The organism is Streptomyces sp. NPDC002994, from assembly GCF_040611155.1.
Taxonomy (GTDB): domain Bacteria; phylum Actinomycetota; class Actinomycetes; order Streptomycetales; family Streptomycetaceae; genus Streptomyces.
On record NZ_JBEXNQ010000015.1, the window covers coordinates 91,858 to 114,048 of the forward strand.

Here is a 22,191-nt window from a genome sequence, read left to right on the forward strand (position 1 = left end):
GGGGACGCTGTCAGAGTCGGGTGGCGGACGAAACCGCTTTCACACGGGACTTGACGCGATCGTGACCGGATTCCGGGCGCCGGTCACCGCAGTGCGGAGACTCAGCCCTCGGTGTTCAGCATCGACGCGGCGGCGTACGTCAGGTAGTTCCACAGCTGCTGCTCGTGCTCCTCGGAGAGTCCGAGTTCGTCGACGGCGACGCGCATGTGCTTCAGCCAGGCGTCGTGCGCGGCCTTGTCGACGGTGAACGGCGCGTGCCGCATCCGCAGGCGCGGGTGGCCGCGGTTGTCGCTGTACGTGCGGGGGCCGCCCCAGTACTGCATCAGGAAGAGGGCAAGCCGCTCTTCGGCGGGACCCAGATCCTCCTCCGGGTACATGGGCTTGAGCAGCGGGTCCTCCGCGACTCCCTGGTAGAAGCGGTGGACCAGGCGCCGAAAGGTCTCCTCGCCGCCGACCTGCTCGTAGAAGGTCTGCTCCTGAAGCGTGCCGCGCGGAATCTCATTCACGCGTCCATCGTCTCAGACGCGGCGGCGGAGGACCTCGGGCCTAGAACCACTCACTCGATCCACGGCCACGGCGCCCGGGTACTCGCCTCGGGGGCGGCGTCGCGCGACAGTGGGCGTATGGGCGCACACCAAGTTGACATGTACGCCGAGGCCCGCGCGGCACTGGTACGGGAGATGGCGGCCGCCGGGGCCCTCGACGACCCCGCCTGGCGCGCCGCCTTCACCGAGGTCCCGCGCCACCTCTTCGTGCCGTACTACTTCGTCGGTGGCCCGGCGGGCCACCAGCGGCTGTGGGGCGAGGACCCCGATCCGGCGCGGCGGCAGCGCTGGCTGGAAGGGGTCTACTCGGACATGCCCCTCGCCACCCGCATGCGCGGCGGCGAGCTGGTCTCCTCCAGCAGCCAGCCGTCGCTGATGGCCGGGATGCTGGAGGAACTGGACGTACGGGACGGGAACGCCGTGCTGGAGATCGGGGCGGGGACCGGCTACAACGCGGCGCTGCTCTCGCATCGGCTCGGCGATGAACTGGTGACGACGGTCGACCTCGATCCGGAGATCACCGAGTCGGCTCGCAAGCATCTGGAGGCGGCCGGGTACCACCCGGCGGTGGTCACCGGCGACGGGGCGCGCGGCTGCCCGGCGCGGGCTCCCTTCGACCGGATCATCGCGACGTGCGCCGTGCCGTCCGTACCGCGTGCCTGGCTCGCCCAGTGCCGGCCGGGGGCGCGGATTCTGGCGCCGCTGGCGACGGGGCTGATCGCGCTGGACGTACGGGACGCCTCGCACGCGGAGGGGCACTTCCTGCACACCCCGGCGTACTTCGTCCCGCTGCGCGGCACAACGGCGGAGCCGGCGCCCAGGCAGCTGGGCGGGCTGCCGCGGCGGGCGCTGGAGAACGACCTGTTCCGGTTCATGCTCAGCCTGACGGCCGGCAGCCTGGACCCGCACGAGGCGCTCACGCTGTGGCACCGGGAGAAGCGGCCGCCGCGGGAACGGTTCGGCGTCACGGTCACCGAGGAGGGGGAGTGGGCGTGGCTGGATGATCCGCGGGGGCCGTATGCGTGGCCGCTGGTGGGTGGAGCGGCGGGGGCGTAGGCGCAGGCGGGCCGCTGAGCGGGGCCCCTGGGGCTCCGCCCCGGACCCCGCTCCTCAAACGCCGGAGGGGCTGGGTATGCCCGCTGAGCGCCCAGTTTCGCCCTTAGCCCCGGCGGACCGTGATCGTCGTCCACGCGCCCACGTGGACGCGGTCGCCGTCCTGGAGCGGGATCGGGACGTAGGGCTGGATCGGGTCCTCGGCGCCGTTGACCGTGGTGCCGTTGGTCGAGTTCTGGTCGACCACGGCCCAGGAGCCGTCCGGCTGCTGCACCAGGACCGCGTGCTGGTGCGATACGCCCGGGTCCTCCGGCGGTACGGACAGGTCGATGTCGGGGGCCTCGCCCGTGCTGTGGCGGCGGCGGCCGATGGTGATCTGGTTGCCGGTGAGCGGGCGCTGCTGCTCGGGCGAGTACGCGGGCAGGTTGAGGCCCGCGGCGTCGGGGCCGCTGCGCTGCATCATCGCCATGAAGTACTCACGGTCGGGACCCACGGTCGCGGTCCAGCCGGCCGCCGGAGCGGGCGGCTGGTACTGCTGCTGGGGCGGCTGCGACTGCTGCGACTGCTGCTGGGACGGCGGGGGCAGCATCCAGTCGTCGTCACCGTTGCTGTCCCGCTGCTGAGGCGGCGCCGGCTGCTGGTGCTGCTGCTGCTGCGGAGGTGCGGGCGGTGCCTGCTGCTGGAAGGACGGGGGCGGCGGCGGACCCGGCTGCCGCTGCTGGAACGGCGGCGGCTGCTGCTGGAAGGCGTGCGGCGGGGCCTGCACGCCCGACTGCTCCGGTGCCAGCGGCTCGGCCGGCCGGTTCATCTGCGACGGCCGCGAGCTCTGGTACTCGTACGGGTCACGGGCATGCGGAGGCTGAGGGGGCTGTGATGCGTGAGGGGGCTGCTGCGCCTGCGGGGGTGGCGGCGGACCGGGACGCTGCGCCTGGAACCCGGGCGGCAGATTGAGGCCGGGGCCGGGACCGGAGTTCTGCGGGGCGACCGGCGTGTAGGACGTCGCCGTGTTCGTCAGGTAGTTCCAGCGGCACTCCTCGCAGAACGGGGCCATGGCCTCGCGCGGGGTGCGGCACTGCGGGCAGATCTCCGCCTGGGCGGTGGCGTCCGGCCCGGGCGGCGGGAAGCCGTAACCGGAGGGGGCGCCTCCGTGGCCGGGGCCGGGGCCATGGCCGGGACCGGGGCCCTGCGGGTAGCCGTAACCAGGAGCGGGCGGCGGCGGGGGCGGGGGAGGCGGCGGCACGGCGCCGGCCATGCGATGGCCGCAGACCTCGCACCAGTCGTCGGAACCCGACTGGTGTCCGTTCGGGCAGGTCGGCATGTCGGCGCTTCCCCCTCTCTCGTTCGGCCCGAAGGCCGTAAATCGGTACTTCTCGCAGCTTTTTGGTTACTTCTTGACGCGAACTGTCTTGGTCGAGCGCGTTTCGAGGGTCATCTCGTCCGCCTCTGCGACCTTCGCCTTGAGTCGCACAGTACCTGTCGTCGCGTCGACGACGTCCACCACCTTCGAAAGCAGTTTCGCGGTGTCCGCGTTCCCCGAAGCGGCCGCCAGCTGCACCGCGCGGCCCAGTTTCGCCGTCGCTCCGTCGAAATCACCCGACTTGCGCGCATCGAGTCCTTGCTGGATGACTTGTGCCAGTTCTGCCTGGCCTGTGTAGTGCGCCACCTGCGGGTTGATGGAGGTGGACGCGACCATGTCGTCCGTCCACACCGCCCGTACGAGCCCCTGGGAGAGCGTGTGCGGCGTACCACCGCCCGACGGGTCGGGGAGGACCAGGGAGACGCGGGCCGCCAGCATTTCCTGGCCGATGCCGGCCTCCGGCACCCGTACGCACACGTGGTAGTCGCGGGACTCGTCGCCCCACGAGCCCGTCGGATAGTCCCCGGCGCGCGGGCCCGCCTCGGTGCGCCGCCCGGTCAGGTCCTCGACGGCCGGCGCCACCTGCTTGACGAACCTGATCTCCACCCCGACGGGCGTCCACAGCCGCAGCGCCACGTCCGCGACCTCCTTGCCCATCGCGTTCTCCATCATCCGCGTGAAGTCCGCCGAAAGGCCGCTGGGGTCGGCGACGATGTCCGCCGTGCCGAGCAGCGCCGAGGCGATGCCGGTGACTTCCTTGACCTCCCAGTCCGTACCGACGCCCCGCGCGTCACAGGTGAAGCGGCCCGCGCACGCTTCGAGAGCGTTCTGAAGGTGCTTGGGTGACTCGTGCTCGTTCCGTCCGTCGGTCAGCAGAATGCCGTGCCGGATGGAGACTTCGGCCTGGTCGAGCAGATGGTCGGCCAGCCGCAGCCAGGTGCTGATCGCCGTGCCGCCGCCCGCGCTCAGCCTGTTCAGGGCCTCCTTGGCCTGCGCCCTGGTCACCTCGTTCGCGGTCGCGAGGCGCCCGTTGCCCGGGTAGACCTCCTTGGCGGCGTGCGTACCGCTGACCACGGCGAAGGCGACGCCGTCGCGCAGGGTGTCGACGGCGGCCGCCGTGGCCTCGCGGGCGTTGCGCATCTTGGTGGGCGGGTACTCCATCGAGCCCGAGCAGTCCACCATGATCACGACGGCGGCGCTCGGTACGCCCGTACCCTGCCCCGTCGGTATGTACGCGGGCGAGGCCCCGGCCCCGGCGAGGAGTGCGGCGGCGCCGCTCGTGCCGCCCCCGGTCGATGTCACGGTGACGATCGCGTTGACCTCGCGACCACCCTCCGGCAGGTACTCGTTCTGGTACACGTCGACGGAGAACTGGGGCACATGCGACTTGGAGAAGTTGGCCATGGTCAGTCGGCTCCTCGGGACGGACGGGAGTGGCGCGTGCGGTCGCGGATACAGGGGATACAGGGGCCTTACGCCGTGCCGTAGGCCGATCCTGCCCCTTGCTCCGGCATGGCGAACGGCAGCACGGCCACTGTTACGTTGTCGTGGCCCCCGCCGTCGAGCGCGTGCCCCACCAACACCTGGGCGCAGTGCAGCGGCCGGACGGCGGCATCGGCCGGTGCGGCCTGCGCCATCTCCTGCGCCGCCTCCGCGTAGTTCCACAGGCCGTCGGTGCACACCACGACCACGCCCGGCCGGTCCGGCTTGAACGAAGCGGTGTGCGGCTCCAGTTCGTACGCGTCGGCGCCGAGCCAGCCGGTGATCGCGTGGGCGCGCTCGTCGGCGTACGCCTCCGCTTCGTTCATCAGGCCCGCGGCCACCATCTGGGCCGCCCACGAGTCGTCCTCGGTGAGGCGGGCGGGGGGTGCGGTGCGGTCGTCGGGAACCCAGTAGACGCGGCTGTCGCCGACCCAGCCGACGACGAGCAGGCCGCTGGCCACGATCGCGCCGACCAGGGTGCAGGCGGGCGCGTTGGTGTGGTGGTTCGCGTCGTGCTCCACGGCGTGACCGGTGTCCGTCGCAAGGGAGTTGACCGACTCGGCCGCCGCGACGATCGCCTCGTGCATCGCCTGCTGCGGGTGCGTGCCGCGCGGCAGTGACTCCAGGAGGGCCTCGTTGGCGGCGATCGCGGCGGCTGCCGACGCCTCGTCGGGGCGGGTCGCCGACGACACGCCGTCGCAGACGATCGCGACGACGGCGGGCGAACCGTCCGGCAGGGCCGCCGACGAGACCGCGAACGAGTCCTCGTTGCGGTGGTGGCGCAGCCCGCGGTCACTGACGGCCGCGACGGCGTCCAGCTCCTGCTCCATGTGGTCGCGCTCGCGGGGCTGGGCGTGGCCGCAGTTCTCGCAGTACCCGTCGTCGTCGATCCGGCCGGTACGGCACGCGACGCACACCTTGGCGAGCGTGCCGGCCGGGGGCGTCGGCTCGGGCGCGACGCAGCGCGGGTCGACGGGCTGCGGCTCCGGCTGGGGCTGCGGCTGAGACTGCGCGGGTACGGCGGCTACGGGTGCTGCCAGCGCGAAGTCGCCGGTCTCCGGCGCCGCCGGGGGCGGATCGTCGTACCGTACGGCAGCCGGTGGCACGTCCGTGCCGGGCGCAGTCCCACCTGCGGCCCCACCCGCGCTCGCGGCGCTCGGCGCGACCGTGATGGCCACCGTGGGGTGGTCCCCCGGCGGCTGCGACAGGGCCGACAGGTCGGACCCGCACGCCCCGCAGAACAAGTCGCCCGGCTCCAGCGGCTCTTCACAGCCGGGACAGGCGGTCGGCTCAGCAGGCAGCTGGTGGCGCATCTGCGACATCTTTCACACCCAGGTCCGGGGGCGGAAACGGTTGGCCCGTTCCACCAGGTCGATCCTCTCCTCGCCGCGCTGGGCGAGCCGGGCAAGTACCCGGTACGAGCGTTCCAGACCGAAGCGCAGGCCGCGCTCGTCCAGTTCGCTGCCGAGCAGCGCGGTCTGCGCGGGGCGAGCCCCGTGCCTACCGGAGAGTACCCAGTCCAGGGCGGTGCCCAGCACCTCGGTGGACAGCTGCTCCTGGCGTACGGCGTCGAGCCCGAAGCTGCGCAGTGCCTCCACCTGGGCGGCGGCCGCTGTCAGGTCGTCGACGAGCGTCCCGTCCTGCGGGGCGCGCCGGCGAAGGCGCGCACGCACCGCGGCGACCCGGGCCGCCGTGTAGTGAATCGACGCCTCGGGCACGGATTCCAGCGTCTGTACGGCGCCGGGCCGGTCGCCCGCGGCGAGCTGGACCCTGGCCAGCCCGAAGGCGGCGCTCACGTAACTGGGGTCGGTCGCCCAGACGAGGCGGTAGTACTCGGCGGCGTTGTCGAGCTGCCCGAGGACTTCGGCGCACACGGCCAGGGCGAGCTTGGGCGCGGCCTCGCCTGGGAACGCGTCGTACACCGCGTCGAAGGACAGTGCGGCGTTCTCGTTGTCCCCCGAGACGAGGGAGGTGATGCCCCGGTACCAGACGACCCGCCAGTCGTCGGGGTGCTGGAGCTCCAGGGCGTACAACGCCTCGGCCGCGGTGGCGTGTTCGTCCATCTCCAGCCGGGCGCGCAGCTCACGCAGCCGGCGCTCGACGGAGTCGCCCGGCGCGGACTGGAGCGCGGCGATGAGCTCCGCGGGCGCGGAAGCCATCAGGCCGGCGAGGAACCCGGCGTTGGGGTCGTTCGGGTCGACGCGCGGCACGGGCAGCGCGAGCGCGGTGGCCCCCGCCTTCAGGGGCGCGAGGTAAGGGGACAGCGCCGGTACGCCGCCGGGCCCGACCCCGGGAGCGGCCCCTGGCGGCGCGACGACCCCGGGCACGGAGACGGGCGCGGGAACGCCGGCCTGGGTAGCGGCGTAGGCGACCCCGGCCTGAAAACCACCGACATGGGCGCCGGGCACGGGGAGGCTGCCGGGAGTCGCTCCGGGCCCTGCGTACGTCCCGGGCTGCGGGCCGGGTGCGGGGTTGCTGCTGGGCTGTGCGCCGGGGCCCGCGTAGGTCCCGGGCTGCGCACCGGGCCCGGCGTAACCACCGGGCCGCGCACCGGCTCCGCCGGCTTGGGTGCCGGGCGTGGGGTGGCTGCCGGGGGCCGCGTAGGTTCCGGGCTGGGCGCCGGGCCCGGCGTAACCGCCGGGCTGCGCACCGGCTCCGCCGGCTTGGGTGCCGGGCGGGGGGTGGCTGCCGGGGGCCGCATAGGTACCGGGCTGGGCGCCGGGCCTGGTGTGACCACCGGGCTGCGCACCGGCTCCGCCGACGTGGGTGCTGGGCCCGTGGTCATTGCCCGGCGCTCCGGCGGTCGTGTACGTCCCGGGCTGTGGGCCCGGGGCGGCGTAACCCGTCGGCTGAGCGCCCGGGCCTTGCGGTGCGGCGGGCGGCGGACCCGGTGCCGGGTAGCCGCCGCTGCCGACAGTGCCGGAGGAAGTGCTGCGGTGGGTCGCTCCGTAACCTCCGGCTCCGCCGGGGCCCGTGGCGCCCGCCGCACTGACGAGGGGTGCCGCCACCGTGCCGGGGAGCGGCCCGCCCCCGGCGCCCTGCGCCGGTACGGCGGCCGGGCCCGCGTACCCGCCGGAACCCGGAGCCCCGCCACCCGCGCCAGAACCGATACCGATGGCCTGCGCCGGAATGGCACCCGCACCCGCACCGGCACCCGCACCGCCGCCCGAGGCCGCCGCCCTCGCTGCCGCGCGTCGCGCCCTCCGCCCCGTCGGGGCGGCCCGGCCGCCCAGCTGCGAGACGTCGCCCGTCAGTTCCGCGAACAACTGCGTGTCCGGAACCCGCAGTTCCGGCCCGAACAGCGTTGAAAGCGCCGGGCGCGGGCGGCCCGTCTGGAGGGCCACGACCTCCCGCAGCACACCCGTCAGCTGCTCCGCCATCTCCGCCGCCGACGCGAACCGCCGCGCCGGATCGGGGTCCGTCGCCCGTACCAGCAGCCGGTAGAAGGACTCGTACCGCCGGAACACCTCGATGTTGCCGGGGTCGGGCAGGCTGTCCACGAAGACATTCGTGTAGCCCTGGAAGTCGAAGGTCAGCACGGCCAGCGTGCGCGCCACCGTATAGAGGTCGGAGGCGACGGACGGGCCGACCTCCGCGACCTCCGGCGCCTGGTACCCCACCGTGCCGTAGATCGCGCTCTCGTCGTCGTCCATCCTGCGGACCGCGCCCATGTCGATGAGCTTCAGCTGGTCCTGCTGCTGGATGGCGTTGTCGACCTTGAAGTCGCAGTAGAGCAGATTGCGGCTGTGCAGGTGGCCCAGCGCCTCCAGCGCCTCGATGCCGTACGCACACGCCTGCTCGACCGGCAGCGGATCCCGCCGCCCCGCCGCGCCGCGCCGCTCGTTCGCGATCTCCTTGAGCGACTTGCCGCCGACGTACTCCATGACGATGTAGCCGTCCATGGAGCCCGTGCGCTGGTCGAGGTGCTCGACGAAGTTGTAGATGCGGACGATGTTGGAGTGCTCGATCTCCGCGAGGAAGCGCCGCTCCGAGATCGCCGCCGCCATCGCGTCCTGATCGCCCGTGTCCAACAGGCCCTTGAGTACGACCCACCGGTCCGACACTGCGCGGTCGACCGCCAGATAGACCCAGCCGAGGCCGCCGTGCGCCAGGCAGCCCACGACCTCGTACTGGCCGTGCACGATGTCCCCGGCGCCCAGCTTCGGCACGAAGGAGTACGGGTGCCCGCACTTCGTGCAGAAGCCTTCCGTACGCCCGGCCCGGTCCCCGCGCGAACGCCCCACCGCAGCCCCGCAGTCGGATCGCGAGCAGAACCGCTTGCGCTCCGGGACCTCCGGGTTCTCCATCACGGCGGACTGCGGATCGGGGCGTGGCACGTCCGGTATGGAGACCAGCCCCGCGCCCAGCCGGTTGCGCCCGGACGAGCCCGACGACGCACCGGAACTGCGGACCGACACCGACCGTGCGGACGTGGCCGCGCCGGACAGTGAGCGCGAGAGGCGCCCGGAGACCGAACGGCGCGAGGTCGAGGACCGCGACGAACGCGAGGACGAACGCGAGGACGAGCGCGAGGAGGAGCCCGAGGAGGCCCGTGAGCTGCCACTGCGCCCGGACGTACTGCTGCGGCCGCCCGCCGCCATCCCCGTCGGCGGCGACGACAGCATGCCCGTCGGCGAGACGACCGGCGCGAGCCCGCAGGTTTCGCAGTAGAACTCGCCGCCGCCCATGTCCTCGTACGATCCCTCGCATCCGGGGCGCTGACACCGGCTCATGACGTGCTCCCCGTGTGGTCGCGGTCGCTCGGCTCGTTGCGTCGCGGCACCAGCAGTTCCGCTGCCGCCTGCTGGTAGCGCAGTACCGCCTGCTCGGCGACCCGCAGGTCGCACGGCGCGCTCCACAGCATGCGGCGGGCCGCGTCGTACCGCTCGATCAGCAGTGGGTCCTCCGCCATGCCGTGCCGGGCGACCTTCGCCCGGTACGCGTCGAGCCGGCCGCGCAGCTCGGCCCGGATGGCCAGCGGCGCGGTGACCGCGGTCAACGACTCCCGCGCACGCATCAGCTCGTCCTCGGCCTCGCGCTCCAGGGACTCAAGCAGCGGCGACAGCCGGTGCCACTGGGCGTGCCTGCGGTAATCGGCCGCCAGCACCAGCTGCTCCTGGAGCGCGGTGGGCGGGCCGCCGACCGCCGGCACCTCGGACGCGGCGATCTTCGCCAGCACCTCGCCGCGCGCCGACCTGGCCTCGGTCAGTGTGCGGTCCGCGCGCGAGAGCGTGTCCCGCAGCCGGACCAGCCGCTGCTCGGCGTCCTGCCGTACGGTCAGCACCGCGTCGATCTCGCGCCTCACGTCCTCCAGCGCGCGCGCCGCTCGGTCGTAGCGCTCGGTGTCGGGGCGGCCGCCGCCCGGCGCCGAACTGCCCAGCCCGGGGCGCCAGAAAGCGAGCGGGTCGGTCACCACCTGGGTGCGCAGCGCCGTCAGCTCGTGAGTGATCGACTCCAGGTCGTCACCCGACGGATGCTCACCCGGCCGTACGCCGACGGAGTGCGCCAGCGAACGCGTGCGCTGGAGCTCGGCCGCCAGGAGGTCGATACGCGCGGGGAGCGCGGACCACACCGCGTCGGCGGTGACGACCATGTCGAGCGACCGCGCGTACAGATCGTTCATCCGGGACACCAGCTCCGCCAGTGTCAGCTGCTCGGAGAGCTTGGCGGGCCCCGTGATCGACGGGGCGGTGGGCGCGGACGCGCCGCCCGCCACGGTCACGCTCGCGCCGCGCAGGATGTCGGTCAGCTCGGACAGGTCCTGGCGATTGGGGAAGCGCCGCCGCGACCGCAGCTCACGGGCGGCGCGCAAGGTGGCGGTGTACGTGTCGAAGTACGACCACAGCAGCGTGATGGCCGGCTCGGTCGCGGTCCAGCGGTCCAGCGTGGTGCCCGTCAGCTCGGCGCCTTCGAGCAGCCTGCGGCCCGCGTGGTCCTGCAACGCGAGGAGCGAGCTCTCGATCGCCTCGTACTCCGCGCCGAGCCGCGCCAGCGCACGGTCCACCTCGTCCCGGTCCATCACCGGCCCGGTGGCACCCGCCGCCACGCTCATCGATCACCTCTCCGCTCTTCCGCTTCCCCGATGTACGGCCCCGTGTCGTTCTGCCCAGGATTCAACCGGCTCAATTGTCCCGGTACTTCGGCTCCGGCGGGTTCTTGATGCCGGGCAGGTCGTCCTTCAGCCATTTGCCGTACGCCTTCATCCACGGGCCGGTGGCGCCGCCCCCGCGGTAGTCGTCGAGGATCTGGTTCAGCCGGCGTACCAGGTCGTCGCTGCCGAGCTTCGCCGCGACGCCGTAGTACTCCTGAGTGAACGGTTCGCCCTTGAGCTCGACCGCCGGGTCCTGCGCCGCCTGGCCGGCCGCCAGGGCGTTGTCCGTCACCACGGCGTCGACCTCGCCGAGCTGGAGCCGGACCAGGCAGTCCAGCTGGTTGGGCACGGTGAGGCCTTCGAACTTCGCGCCGAACGACTTCGCGGCCAGCGCGTCGTACGCCGTCGAGCCCTTCGCCGTACAGACCTTCTTGCCGGCGAGGGAGGTGTCGTAGCCCTTGACCGTCGATTTCTTCGGGGCGAGCACCTGCTGCCCCGCCTCGAAGTAGGCGGTCGAGAACGCTACGTCCTTGATCCGGTTGCAGTTGACCGTCATCGTCCTGACGACGACGTCGACCCTGTCCTCCTGGAGGGCGAGGATGCGCTGATTGGTGGGTATCGCGCGGTAGATGACCTTGTCGGGGTCGCCGAGGATGTCCGCCGCTATGGCACGCACCAGGTCGATGTCGAAGCCTTCGAGGTCACGGGTGGCCGGATTGCGGTAGCCCCAGCGGAAGCTGTTCTGGTCGACGCCGGCGATCAGCTTGCCGCGCGCCTTGATCTTCTCGATCGCGGGGCCGTCCGCATTCGAGGGCCGCAGGCTGCGCTCCGGCTCCTCGCAGATGTCCGCCCGTGCGGGGACCGCCCGCGCCACCCGCTGCCCCGCCGCGTCCGGGCCCTGCCCGTCCCCGGCGCCGTGGGAGAGCGGCAGCAGCGTCGCAGCGGCCGTCAGCGCGCAGGCCGCGGCCATGCCGGCCACTCCGCCCCAGCCGCGCAGCCTGCTGCCGGTACCGCCTCCGGCCCTGACCCTGCTGCCCGTCCTGGTCACCGCGCCTCCTCCCACCCGCATCAGCTGTTCACCTGTACTCCGAAAGCCTGCGCCCGATGCCGAGCACGGCGCCCGCCGCGCCCAGCACCGCCAGGACCGCTGCGCCGAGCGGCAGGCCGGTGAGCGCGCCCCGGCCGCCCTCGGCGGCCCGGGTGAACTCGGCCTGCTCATGGGCGAGCGCCTTCTCCAGCGCCGCGTCCACCCCGTTGAAGCATTCGCCGGTGGAGCCCTTGGCGCCGATGATCTTCGCCAGGGCGCCTTCGTAGTCGCCGCCGTCGTCGGTGGCGCGCGCGGTGGTGTGCCGCTTGCGCCACTCGGTGGCCTTGGTGGTCGCGTCCTTCACGGGCCCGCTGCCCTGCCGGTCGTCGGCGAGCTCGCGCGCGTCCGCGAGGCGCTGCACGAGGACCTTCATGCCGGCGGCGTACTGCGATTCGTACAGGTCGCGCTTGCCGTCCTCGGCCAGTACGGCGCCGCGCGCGACGAGGGTGAGGTTTTCGTTGGCGCGGGCGTTGAGCGAGTTGATGCGCGCGTCGTTGAGCACTTCGAGCGACTTCTGGCCGTGCGCCATGGCGTCCTTGAGGTCGGCCCGTGCCACGGCATGCCCTATCCCGAGCCACAGCAGGACGACGGCGGAGGCGACGCTCGCGGCCAGCAGACCGGGGTTCAACACCCGGTTCGTACGCCGGTAATTGCGCCGCTGGGCCCAGGTGAGGCCGCCCAGCGCGAGGACTCCGAGCCCCAGCCCGATGAACGGCCACACCCGGGCGTCGTCGTAGTCGTCCCCGAGTCTGCCGCTCTCCGCCTTGTAGAGCCGCTCGGCGGCGGGGAGCAGCTCGGTGGTCATGCGTTCGTTCGCGTACCGCAGGTAGGCGCCGCCGAGGGGGAGACCGAGGCGGTTGTTGGCGCGGGCGCGCTCTACCAGGCCGGTGTACTGGGGGAGTTGGGTGTTGAGTACGGCGATCTCGCGTCCTGAGGCGCTGGTGCTTTCCGTGTTGGCGGCGGCCTTCACGAGCAGGGCTGACGCGGTGGCGATGTCGTCCTCGTACCGCTCGCGTACGTCCTGCGGCTCCTGCGCTCCCGCCAGGAATCCGCTGGCGGCGGCGGAGTCGGCGTCGGCGAGGGAACGGTAGATGCTCGCGGCGTCGGCACTCAGGGGCTGGCTGCGGGTGACCACGGCGTCGGCGGCGGCCGCGCGGTCGGAGATCTCCCAGGCGGTCGCGGCTCCGAAGGCGACGACGAGTGCGGCCACGAGGGCGCCGATGATGCGGAGCCGGCCGGGTTCGGTCGTGGCGCCGGCGCGCAGCCGGTCCACGCCTTCCGACCACGCGGTGGTCCGCGCGGGTGGTTGCGCTTCGCGCACATTCGGCGGGTGTGCCACTTGACCTCCCCCTTGGTCCCGGCAAGCAGTATGGCCGCAGGGGCCGGTATCCACACCACGATTGACTGGATCTTGTGCCGATCAAGGCGCTTTGCGCGTTCTGATCCCCCCTCCTGTATACGCAGGGGGGATGGCTTCGGTTCCCTACGGGGCTGTTCCCCACCCCGCCCCTTCCCGAACTGGGGCTCTGCCCCAGACCCCGCTCCTCAATCGCCGGAGGGGCTCCATAGGAGCCCGTCCGGGGGGTCTGGGGGCTTGCCCCCAGTTCGGGAAGGGGCGGGTCGGGGAAAGCGCCGCAGGCACCCGCACCCGCACCCGTACCCGCAACCCCCTCCGCCTCACGCGTAGTGCGCGCGCAACCGTTCACGCGCCGCAGGCCCGGCCCCGGTACGGTCAAGGCCCAGCAGCGCCGCCCCCAGCACCGGCGGTGCCGTCACCACGCGCAGCACCGCCTTCGGGGCCCGGTCCGACATCAGCGCCGCGATGCGGTCGTCCAGCTCCGGATGGCGGGCCGCCAGGACACTGCCGCCCAGCACCACAGGCGCCTCCTCGGCGAGCAGATCCAGCCGCCCGAGCGCCACCGTCGACATCGCGACGACCTCCTCCGCCTGGCGGTACACGATCGACCGGGCGACCCGGTCGCCCTCCGCGCTCACAGCGAAGAGCACGGGGGCCAGTTCATGCCGCCGCCCCGGCGCGATCCGCCCCAGATGCAGCTCCTCGATCAGCGCGTACATCGACGGCAGCCCGAAGTGCGCCGGCAGGGCGTGCGCCAGCTCCGTGCGCTCCCCCCGCCCGTCCTCCGCCCGCGCCGCGAACCAGATCGCCTCGTCCGCCAGCCCGCCGCCGCCGCCCCAATCACCGGAGAGCCGGCCGATCGCGGGAAAGCGGGCGGTGCGCCCGTCCGGCAGCATGCCGACGCAGTTGATGCCCGCGCCGCAGACCACCGCGACGCCGCGCGGCTCGTCGACGCCCGCCCGCAGGATCGCGAAGGTGTCGTTACGGACCTCCGTCGTACGCCCCCACCCGCGCGCGTGGACGGCCGTCGCCAACTCCTCCTCCTCGACCGGGAGATCGGCGTTGGCGAGGCAGGCGGAGACGTGTTCGGCCTCCTCCACCCCCGCCTCCTCCAGCGCCCGCCCGACCGTCTCCGCCAGCGCGTCGACTGCCGCCCCGACCCCGACCACCGGCGGCTGGAAGCCACCGCCCCGGGCCGCGGACAGGACCGACCCGTCCGGCCCGACCACCGCCACATCCGTCTTGCTGTTACCCGCGTCGATGGCGATCACGGCAGCCGCGGTCACGCCCACGCCAGGTGCTCCCGGTTGTGTGCGATCAGCCGGTCGGTGAGCCCGTCGGCGTACTCGAACTGGCCGATCAGGGGGTGCGCGAGCAGCGCCTTGAAGACGCGGTCGCGTCCGCCGCGCAGCGCGGCCTCCAGTGCCAGGTCCTCGTACGCCGTCACATTCGCGATGAGCCCCGCGTACAGCGGGTCCAGCTCCGGCACGGCCAGTGGCGTGGCGCCCGTCCGGTCGACCCGCGCCTGGACCTCGATGACGGCGTCGTCCGCCAGAAACGGCAGCGTGCCGTTGTTGTACGTGTTGACGACCTGCACGGGACTGCCGCCCTTGCCCAGCAGTGACGCCGCCAGGTCCACCGCCGCCTCCGAATAGAACGCGCCGCCGCGCTTCGCGAGCAGCGCGGGCTTCTCGTCCAGCGCCGGATCGCCGTACATGGCCAGGAGCTCCGCCTCCATCTTCGCCACCTCCGCCGCCCGCGACGGCTTCGTCCCGAGCTCCCTCACCACTTCGTCGTGCGCGTAGAAATAGCGCAGGTAGTAGGACGGGACGACACCCAGCCGGTCCAGCACCGCGCGCGGCAGGTGCAGGTCGTCGGCGATCGCGTCACCGTGCTCGGCGAGCAGCTTCGGCAGCACGTCCTCGCCCTCGGGACCGCCGAGGCGTACCCCCAGCTCCCAGCTGAGATGGTTGAGACCCACGTGGTTCAGGTGTACGTCGGCCGGCGCCACCTCCAGCAGCTTCGCGAACTTCCGCTGGAAGCCGATCGCCACGTTGCACAGCCCGACCGCCTTGTGCCCGGCCTGGAGCAGCGCCCGCGTGACGATGCCGACGGGGTTGGTGAAGTCGATGATCCAGGCGTCCGGGTTCGCGCGGCGTACCCGCTCGGCGATGTCCAGGACGACCGGGACCGTGCGCAGCGCCTTCGCGAGACCGCCCGCGCCCGTCGTCTCCTGCCCGACGCACCCGCATTCCAGCGGCCATGTCTCGTCCTTGTCGCGGGCGGCCTGCCCGCCCACCCGGAGCTGCAGCAGCACCGCGTCGGCGCCCGCGACGCCCGCGTCGACGTCGGAGGTGGTCGTGATGCGGCCCGGGTGGCCCTGCTTGGCGAAAATGCGGCGGGCGAGGCCGCCCACCAGGTCCAGGCGGTCGGCCGCCGGGTCGACGAGGGTGAGCTCCTCGATCGGCAGGGTGTCCCGCAGGCGAGCGAAACCGTCGATCAATTCGGGGGTGTAGGTGGAGCCGCCCCCCACTACTGCGAGCTTCATGCCAGTCATCGTCATCAGCCCTGTCAGCCCTTTACTCCGGTCAGTGTGACGCCTTCTACGAACGCCTTCTGGGCGAAGAAGAAGACGACGATCACAGGGGCCATGACCAGTACGGTCGCGGCCATGGTCAGATTCCAGTCGGTGTGGTGCGCGCCCTTGAACGATTCGAGTCCGTACGACAGCGTCCAGGCGGCCGGGTTCTCGGAGGCGTAGATCTGCGGTCCGAAGTAGTCGTTCCAGGCGTAGAAGAACTGGAACAGGGCGACGGCCGCGATGCCCGGCTTGGCCATCGGGATGACGACCCGGATCAGCGTGCGGAACTCGCCGCAGCCGTCGACCTTCGCCGCATCCAGGTATTCGTTGGGGATGGTCAGCAGGAATTGCCGCAGCAGGAAGATCGAGAAGGCGTCACCGAACGCCATCGGGATGATCAGCGGCCACAGCGTGCCGGACAGGTCCAGCTGCTTCGCCCAGAACAGGTACATCGGGATGATGATGACCTGTGGCGGCAGCATCATCATGGAGATGACGAGCATCAGCGACAGGTTTCGGCCCCGGAAGCGGAACTTGGCGAGCGCGTACGCCACCGGGACGGACGAGGCGACCGTCAGTACGGTGCCGAGTCCGGCGTACAGCAGCGTGTTCTTCCACCAGGTCAGGAAGCCCGGCGTCTCGAAGACCTTGACGTAGTTGCCCCACTCCCAGGTGTTGGGCGTGAGGTCGCGGGTCAGCGCCTGCTGGTCGTTCATCAGTGACGTCAGTACGACGAAGACGAACGGCAGCACGAAGAAGAGCGCGGCCGCGATCCCCAGCGCATGGACGGCGATCCAGTGCAGAAGCGCTCTGCGGCGTGCGGCGCGCTCGGCGGGTGTGGTGAGAACGTGCGTCATGACTGTCATTCACCTGCCTGGAGGATGCCGCCGCGCCGCCGCATCAAGAGCGCGGTGAAGGCCATGGCCAGGGCGAACAGAACGAGGGCGACCACGCACGCGGCCCCGTAGTCGAAGCGCTGGAAGCCGAGGTTGTAGACGAGCTGGGGGAGGGTCAGCGTCGACTTGTCGGGGTAGCCCGGCTCGAACTGCTGGCCCGAGCCGCCGATGATGCCGGAGGCGACCTTCCCCGCGACCAGCGGCTGTGTGTAGTACTGCATGGTCTGGATCACGCCGGTGACGACGGAGAACATCACGATCGGCGAGATGTGGGGAAGGGTCACGAAGCGGAAGCGCTGCAGCCCGGACGCGCCGTCCAGCTCCGCCGCCTCGTACTGCTCCTTCGGTACGTCGAGCAGCGCGGCCATGAAGATGACCATGAGGTCCCCGATCCCCCACACCGCGAGCATGGTGAGCGCGGGCTTCGACCAGGACGGGTCGTTGAACCAGCCGGGGGTCGGCAGCCCGAGGTCGCCGAGGACCGAATTGACGGGCCCGGTGCCGGGGTTGAGGAGAAAGACGAAGGCGAGCGTCGCGGCGACCGGCGGGGCCAGGAACGGCAGGTAGAAGAGGGTGCGGAAGATCCCCGTACCCGTCTTGATCCTGGTGATCAGCAGGCCGATGCCCAGGCCGAAGACGACCCGGCAGGTGACCATGATCAGGACCAGCCACAGCGTGTTGCCCAGCGACGGCCAGAACATCGGGTAGTCGCGGAAGACGTACGTCCAGTTGTCGAGCCCGTTGAAGGTGGGGACACCGAAACCGTCGTACTTCATGAAGGAGAAATAGACGGTCGAGAGCAGCGGGTACGCGAAGAAGACGCTGAAGCCGACCAGCCAGGGCGACATGAAGGCCGCCGTCCGCAGCGCCGACCTCCGGCGCTTCGAACGAAGCGTGTGCGTGCTCATCGCAGGACTACTTCGCCTTCGCGATGTCGGTGTCGATCTGCGCGGCGGTCTTCTCCAGACCGGCCTTCAGGTCCTTCACCGCACCCTTCTCGTACTGGTAGCCGAATTCCTGGATCGTCTGGAGGTACGTCGCACCGTTCACCGCGCCCGCCGGGGTGCTGGACTTCGGGTGCTGCGCGATGTCCATGAACGTCTTGAAGCGCGGGTCGAGCTTGAGATCCGGCGACTTCAGCGCGTCGAAGGTCGACGGCACATTGCGGATCGCGTTGGCGAACTCCACGACGGCCTTCGTGTCGGTGGTCATGAACTTGACCAGCTCCCAGGCCGCGTTCTGCTTCTTGCTCGCCGGGGCGATGCCCATGATGGTGCCGGACAGGAAGCCCTTGCCGTAGCTGTCGGCCTCGTCATCGGCGACGGGCATCGGCGCGACACCGACCTCGAACGGCACCTTCGCGTCCTCGGCCATCCCGAGCCGCCACTCGCCGTCCATCTGCATCGCGACCTGGCCGGTGTGGAACGGGTGCTTGGCGCCCCACTCGTCACCGAAAGTGCCGCGGTACTTCTCCAGCTTCTGGAAGCCGCCGAGCTCGTCCACCAGCTTCTTCTGCTGGGTGAACATGGCGGCGAAGGCCGGGTCCTTGGCGATGTTCGACTTGCCGTCCGCGTCGAAGTACGTCTGGTCCCAGCTGCCCATGTAGTGCTCGGTGGTCGTCTCGTAGCCGTGGAAGTTCGGCATGAAGCCGAGCTGCTCGTAGCTGTCGCCCTTGGCCTTGGTCAGCTTCTTCGCGGTCGCGGTCAGCTCGGACATGGTCTTCGGCGGCGAGGCGATGCCGGCCTTCTTGAAGGCGTCCTTGTTGTAGTAGAGGCCGTACGCGTCGGCGAGCAGCGGCATCGCGCACCGCTTGCCCTCGAACTGCGTGTACTCCAGCGTCACCTTCGGGAAGGTCTTCTCCAGGTCGAGGTTCGACTTGTCGATGAAGGGCCCCAGGTCGGCGAAGGCGCCCGACGAGCAGAACTTCCCGACGTTGGACGTCGTGAAGGACGACACGACGTCCGGGCCCTTCGAACCGCCCGCGCGCAGCGCCTGGTTGAGCTTGTCGTCGTTGATGTTGCCGACGACGTCGACCTTGATGTTCTTGTGCTCCGCCTCGAAGCGGTCGACGTTCGCCCGGATCGCCTTCACCTCGCTCGGGGCGCTCCAGCCGTGCCAGAAGGTGATCGTGGTCTTCGCGTTCGGGTCGTCGGTCGCGCCGGTCTCCGACTGGCCCGTACATGCGGAGGCGAGGACGGATATCGCGGTGACGGCGACGGCTGAGCTGATGAGACGGCGGTCTCGGCTGTTTTCGCGCATGGCGAAGCTCCCAGGGGCAGGGACGGGTGGAAAGGGGGGGCTAGCGGGAGGTGGTGTCGAAGACCTCGTCGCGAGTGGTGGCGAGGGCGCTCTCCAACGCCCCGCGCAGTACGGGCTCTTCCTGTACGGAACCGATGACGAGCCGGGGCCGGGGGGCGGCGAGCTCGGCCAGCTCCGACTGGACCAGCGCGCGCAGTGGTTCGCCGCCGGCGACGAGAACCCCGCCGGACAGCACGATCAGCTCGGGGTCGAGGAGGGCCACCATGGAGGCGAGACCGGTCGCGAGCCCCGTCGCGAAGGCCTGGAGGAGCTCCTGGTACGGCCCGTCGGCGGCCCCGGATGCCTCGCTGAGCAGCGCGATGGCCTCGTCGATGTACGTCTCACCGGCCGGCACCGCGATGCCGAGCTCCCGGGCCAGGCGGGGCACGGCCTGGCCGCCCGCCAGCTCCTGGAAGCCACCGGAGTTGGCCTTCGTCACCCGGCGTACGAGCGGAGTGCCCGGCACCGGCATGAACCCGACCTCGCCGGCGCCACCGGTCCAGCCCCGGTGCAGTTGCCCGCCGATCACCAGCGCGGCACCGAGGCCACCGTGGTTCCACAGCAGGACGAAGTCCTGATGCCCCCGGGCGGCGCCCAGCCGCTGCTCGGCGACGGCGGCGAGGTTCACGTCGTTCTCGTACTCGACGGGCATGGGCAGCGCGGCCGCCAGGTCGTCGAGCAGGGTGGGGGAGTGCCAGCCGGGGAGGTGGGAGGCGTACCGCAGGCGCCCGGTGCCGGGGTCGAAGGCGCCGGGTGTGCCGATGACGACGCGGTGTACGTCGGCCCGTACGAGCCCGGCGGCCTTCACCGCGCCGTCGAGCGCGTCGGTCACCTGGCGTACGACGGACTCGGCGCGGCGGCCGGGGGTACGGATCTCGTATGCGCCGACGGTCTCGCCCGTGATGTCGGCCACGGCGGCGCGGATGCGCTGCGGCGTCACGTCGAGGCCGGCGACGTACGCGGCGCGCGCGTTGACGGCGTACAGCTGCGCGTTCGGTCCGGGACGCCCCTCGGTCGTACCGGTGGCGACGACGAGGCCGGCGGTCTCCAGGCGGACGAGCAGCTGGGAGGCGGTGGGCTTGGACAGTCCGGTGAGCTTGCCGATCTTGGTACGGGAGAGCGGCCCGTGCTCCAGGAGCAAGTCGAGGGCGGCGCGGTCGTTCATCGCCCGCAGAACGCGCGGCGTGCCCGGCGTACCCGGTGGTCCGGCCATGGCAATGCACCCACCCTTCTTCGGCTGCCAGCAGCCACCCAGTCTCCCTAACAACACTGTTAGGAAAGTTTCCTATTGAGTGGGATGAAAGTAAGTCGCCCGCAAGCCGGTCGTCAAGAGCCGTCAACGCACAGCGCCCCCGCGGCAACCAAAGTGTTACCTGCGGGGGCGCTGAACGAACGTACGAACTACTCGGTTACTTGGCGAGGTTGGTGGGGGCCTGCTGGATCGGAGACGCCGCGAGTGACTGCGGGGACGTCGGGCTGCCGAGCGCGGACGGCGCCGACATGCCCGCCGTCGGGTCGGCCGGCGTACCGTCCTCGCCGAGCAGCACCGGGCCGCCGACGATCCGGATGCCCGCACGGTCGAAGGCCTGCTTGATGCGCCAGCGCAGTTCTCGCTCGACTCCGAGCGCCTTGCCCGGCATGGTCTTCGCGGAGACCCGCACCACCATGGAGTCGAGCAGCACCGAGTCCAGGCCCAGCACCTCGACGGGTCCCCACAGCACCTCGCTCCACGGGTCTGCCTTGGCGAGCTCGTCGGCGGTGTCGACGATGACCTGGCGTACGCGGTCCAGGTCCTCCGACGGGTGCACCTGTACGTCGATTCCGGCCGTGGCCCAGCCCTGGCTGAGGTTGCCGATGCGCTTGATCTCGCCGTTGCGGACGTACCAGATCTCGCCGTTCTCGCCGCGCAGCTTCGTCACCCGCAGGCCGACCTCGATGACCTCGCCGGACGCGACGCCCGCGTCGATGTTGTCCCCGACGCCGTACTGGTCCTCAAGGATCATGAAGACGCCGGAGAGGAAGTCGGTGACGAGGTTCCGTGCACCGAAGCCGAGCGCCACGCCGGCGACACCCGCCGAGGCGAGGAGGGGCGCCAGATTGATGTTGAGTGCGCCGAGCACCATCAGGGCGGCCGTACCCAGGATCAGGAACGACGCGACCGACCGGAGCACGGATCCGATCGCCTCCGAGCGCTGGCGGCGGCGCTCGGCGTTCACCAGGAGGCCGCCGAGCGCGGTGCCCTCGACCGCCTGGGCGCTGCGGTTCATGCGGGCTATCAGCTTGGTGAGGGAGCGGCGGATGACCGTACGCAGAACCGTGGCGATCACGACGATCAGCAGAATGCGCAGGCCGACGCTCAGCCAGGTGGACCAGTTCTGCTCGACCCAACTCGCGGCGTTGTTCGCCTTCTGCGCGGCCTCGTCGAAGGTGACGGGCTCGGGTGACGTCGACGACGTGGGATCGGCGGCCGACAGGACGGACCAGAGCACGCGGGTACCTCCAGGCGGGACGACAACAGACCAACCACACTAACGGGGCATCCTGCTCAGACCGGCGCTGTGTTCGAGGGAGAGACAAGGCTCACCAGGGAATGAAGGCGGTGTGGTCGAAAACACTCCCAGCCCGTTACCCGGACGTGGTGGCGTTTCGACCAGGGGTGAGGGGAGACTGAGAGCAGATCGTCCCGGCGCGAGCCACGCGCCGCCGGCGTAATAGGAGGCATCCGTGCCGCATGTCCTGGTCCTCAATGCGTCGTACGAGCCGCTCGGCGTCGTACCGCTCCGCCGCGCGCTCGTCCTCGTACTGGAGAACAAGGCTCTCTGCCTCGAGGAATCCGGCGCCTTCATGCACAGCGCGACCCGCGCTGTCCCCGCACCCAGCGTTGTGCGGCTGAAACGGTTCGTACGGGTCCCCTACCGGGGGCCCGTTCCACTCACCCGCCGTGCGCTCTTCGCCAGGGACGGCGGGCGCTGCATGTACTGCGGTGGTGTCGCAACCAGCGTCGACCACGTCGTTCCGCGCAGTCGTGGCGGTCAGCACGCCTGGGAGAACGTGGTGGCGGCGTGTCGCCGCTGCAATCACGTCAAGGCCGACCGGCACCTGATGGAGCTCGGCTGGCGGCTGCGCCATCAGCCCGCTCCGCCGTCCGGTCTGGCCTGGCGGATCATCGGGACCGGGCATCGGGATCCGCGCTGGCTGCCGTACTTGCAGCCGTTCGGCGCGGATGACGCACTGGCTCGGATCGACGGCGTTTCGGCCTGAGGATCCGGGCCTTCGTCGTCCCCCGGGGGAAGCTGGGGCGCTGCCCCAGACCCCGCTCCTCAAACGCCGGAGGGGCTGGAGGGGTGCGGGAGCATATCTCCGGGGTCTGGGGCTTGCCCCAGTTCGGGAAGGGGCGGGGTGGGGAAGAGCCCCGCAGGGGTCGAGCCCGGCCGGGGTCCCCGC

General features: G+C 71.4%; 17 protein-coding genes. 2 read left to right on the plus strand and 15 right to left on the minus strand.

All coding sequences use genetic code 11. The annotated features are described in order from the left end of the window. Positions 1-101: 101 nt before the first annotated feature. Entirely contained in the window at positions 102-506 is a 405-nt protein-coding gene (locus ABZX79_RS21430; protein ID WP_355259833.1) for a globin, read from the minus strand. 117 nt (positions 507-623) lie between these two features. On the opposite strand from ABZX79_RS21430, the gene ABZX79_RS21435 reads away from it, so the two are divergent. Then, positions 624-1,601 carry a methyltransferase domain-containing protein gene (locus ABZX79_RS21435; protein ID WP_355259836.1) on the plus strand — a complete coding sequence of 326 codons (978 nt, stop codon included), beginning with the start codon at positions 624-626 and terminating at the stop codon, positions 1,599-1,601. 103 nt (positions 1,602-1,704) lie between these two features. Here the strand turns inward: ABZX79_RS21435 and ABZX79_RS21440 are convergent, their stop codons facing one another. The 14 genes from ABZX79_RS21440 to ABZX79_RS21505 form a co-directional block, all read right to left on the minus strand. Beyond that, positions 1,705-2,916, minus strand: a complete 1,212-nt coding sequence (locus tag ABZX79_RS21440; protein ID WP_355259839.1) for an FHA domain-containing protein — start codon at positions 2,914-2,916, stop codon at positions 1,705-1,707. A gap of 66 nt (positions 2,917-2,982) precedes the next feature. Beyond that, positions 2,983-4,359: a VWA domain-containing protein gene (locus ABZX79_RS21445; RefSeq protein WP_355259842.1), complete on the minus strand. Its 1,377-nt coding sequence runs from the start codon at positions 4,357-4,359 to the stop codon at positions 2,983-2,985. A 68-nt stretch (positions 4,360-4,427) separates the two neighbouring features. Further along, positions 4,428-5,759 carry a PP2C family serine/threonine-protein phosphatase gene (locus tag ABZX79_RS21450; RefSeq protein WP_355259845.1) on the minus strand — a complete coding sequence of 444 codons (1,332 nt, stop codon included), beginning with the start codon at positions 5,757-5,759 and terminating at the stop codon, positions 4,428-4,430. Positions 5,760-5,762: 3 nt separating this feature from the next. Further along, entirely contained in the window at positions 5,763-9,170 is a 3,408-nt protein-coding gene (locus ABZX79_RS21455) for a tetratricopeptide repeat protein (RefSeq protein ID WP_355259848.1), read from the minus strand. Then, positions 9,167-10,489, minus strand: a complete 1,323-nt coding sequence (locus ABZX79_RS21460) for a hypothetical protein (protein WP_355259851.1) — start codon at positions 10,487-10,489, stop codon at positions 9,167-9,169. Before ABZX79_RS21460 ends, ABZX79_RS21455 begins: the two co-directional genes overlap by 4 nt. Positions 10,490-10,559: 70 nt before the next feature. After that, positions 10,560-11,498 (minus strand): glutamate ABC transporter substrate-binding protein, encoded by a 939-nt coding sequence (locus ABZX79_RS21465; RefSeq protein WP_355260076.1) that lies wholly within the window; start codon positions 11,496-11,498, stop codon positions 10,560-10,562. A 106-nt stretch (positions 11,499-11,604) separates the two neighbouring features. Continuing rightward, positions 11,605-12,936, minus strand: coding sequence for a hypothetical protein (locus ABZX79_RS21470; protein WP_355260079.1), 1,332 nt, complete (start codon positions 12,934-12,936; stop codon positions 11,605-11,607). 356 nt (positions 12,937-13,292) lie between these two features. Continuing rightward, positions 13,293-14,264: a BadF/BadG/BcrA/BcrD ATPase family protein gene (locus tag ABZX79_RS21475; protein WP_355259853.1), complete on the minus strand. Its 972-nt coding sequence runs from the start codon at positions 14,262-14,264 to the stop codon at positions 13,293-13,295. After that, the gene (locus tag ABZX79_RS21480) at positions 14,255-15,520 is read right to left on the minus strand and encodes a 6-phospho-beta-glucosidase (RefSeq protein ID WP_355259856.1); all 1,266 of its coding nucleotides are present in this window, start codon (positions 15,518-15,520) and stop codon (positions 14,255-14,257) included. Before ABZX79_RS21480 ends, ABZX79_RS21475 begins: the two co-directional genes overlap by 10 nt. 23 nt (positions 15,521-15,543) lie before the next feature. After that, positions 15,544-16,410: a carbohydrate ABC transporter permease gene (locus tag ABZX79_RS21485; RefSeq protein ID WP_355259859.1), complete on the minus strand. Its 867-nt coding sequence runs from the start codon at positions 16,408-16,410 to the stop codon at positions 15,544-15,546. Between the two features lie 5 nt (positions 16,411-16,415). Beyond that, positions 16,416-17,357 (minus strand): sugar ABC transporter permease, encoded by a 942-nt coding sequence (locus tag ABZX79_RS21490; RefSeq protein ID WP_355259862.1) that lies wholly within the window; start codon positions 17,355-17,357, stop codon positions 16,416-16,418. 7 nt (positions 17,358-17,364) lie between these two features. Continuing rightward, on the minus strand, positions 17,365-18,708 hold the full coding sequence (locus tag ABZX79_RS21495) for an ABC transporter substrate-binding protein (protein WP_355259865.1): 1,344 nt from the start codon (positions 18,706-18,708) through the stop codon (positions 17,365-17,367). A 40-nt stretch (positions 18,709-18,748) separates the two neighbouring features. Further along, a complete protein-coding gene (locus tag ABZX79_RS21500) occupies positions 18,749-19,960 on the minus strand; it encodes an ROK family transcriptional regulator (protein WP_355259868.1) in 1,212 nt (403 codons plus the stop codon). A gap of 196 nt (positions 19,961-20,156) precedes the next feature. Next, positions 20,157-21,236 (minus strand): mechanosensitive ion channel family protein, encoded by a 1,080-nt coding sequence (locus tag ABZX79_RS21505; protein WP_355259871.1) that lies wholly within the window; start codon positions 21,234-21,236, stop codon positions 20,157-20,159. A gap of 235 nt (positions 21,237-21,471) precedes the next feature. Here ABZX79_RS21505 and ABZX79_RS21510 point away from each other — a divergent pair, with 235 nt between their 5' ends. Continuing rightward, positions 21,472-22,008 (plus strand): HNH endonuclease, encoded by a 537-nt coding sequence (locus tag ABZX79_RS21510; protein WP_214973800.1) that lies wholly within the window; start codon positions 21,472-21,474, stop codon positions 22,006-22,008. Positions 22,009-22,191 lie beyond the last annotated feature (183 nt).

Coding starts and splice junctions, on each gene's coding strand:
- ABZX79_RS21435 (WP_355259836.1), top strand. CDS start 624: ATGGGCGCACACCAAGTTGACATGTACGCCGAGGCCCGCGCGGCACTG.
- ABZX79_RS21440 (WP_355259839.1), bottom strand. CDS start 2,916: ATGCCGACCTGCCCGAACGGACACCAGTCGGGTTCCGACGACTGGTGC.
- ABZX79_RS21445 (WP_355259842.1), bottom strand. CDS start 4,359: ATGGCCAACTTCTCCAAGTCGCATGTGCCCCAGTTCTCCGTCGACGTG.
- ABZX79_RS21450 (WP_355259845.1), bottom strand. CDS start 5,759: ATGTCGCAGATGCGCCACCAGCTGCCTGCTGAGCCGACCGCCTGTCCC.
- ABZX79_RS21455 (WP_355259848.1), bottom strand. CDS start 9,170: ATGAGCCGGTGTCAGCGCCCCGGATGCGAGGGATCGTACGAGGACATG.
- ABZX79_RS21460 (WP_355259851.1), bottom strand. CDS start 10,489: ATGAGCGTGGCGGCGGGTGCCACCGGGCCGGTGATGGACCGGGACGAG.
- ABZX79_RS21465 (WP_355260076.1), bottom strand. CDS start 11,498: ATGGCCGCGGCCTGCGCGCTGACGGCCGCTGCGACGCTGCTGCCGCTC.
- ABZX79_RS21480 (WP_355259856.1), bottom strand. CDS start 15,520: ATGAAGCTCGCAGTAGTGGGGGGCGGCTCCACCTACACCCCCGAATTG.
- ABZX79_RS21485 (WP_355259859.1), bottom strand. CDS start 16,410: ATGACGCACGTTCTCACCACACCCGCCGAGCGCGCCGCACGCCGCAGA.
- ABZX79_RS21490 (WP_355259862.1), bottom strand. CDS start 17,357: ATGAGCACGCACACGCTTCGTTCGAAGCGCCGGAGGTCGGCGCTGCGG.
- ABZX79_RS21495 (WP_355259865.1), bottom strand. CDS start 18,708: ATGCGCGAAAACAGCCGAGACCGCCGTCTCATCAGCTCAGCCGTCGCC.
- ABZX79_RS21500 (WP_355259868.1), bottom strand. CDS start 19,960: ATGGCCGGACCACCGGGTACGCCGGGCACGCCGCGCGTTCTGCGGGCG.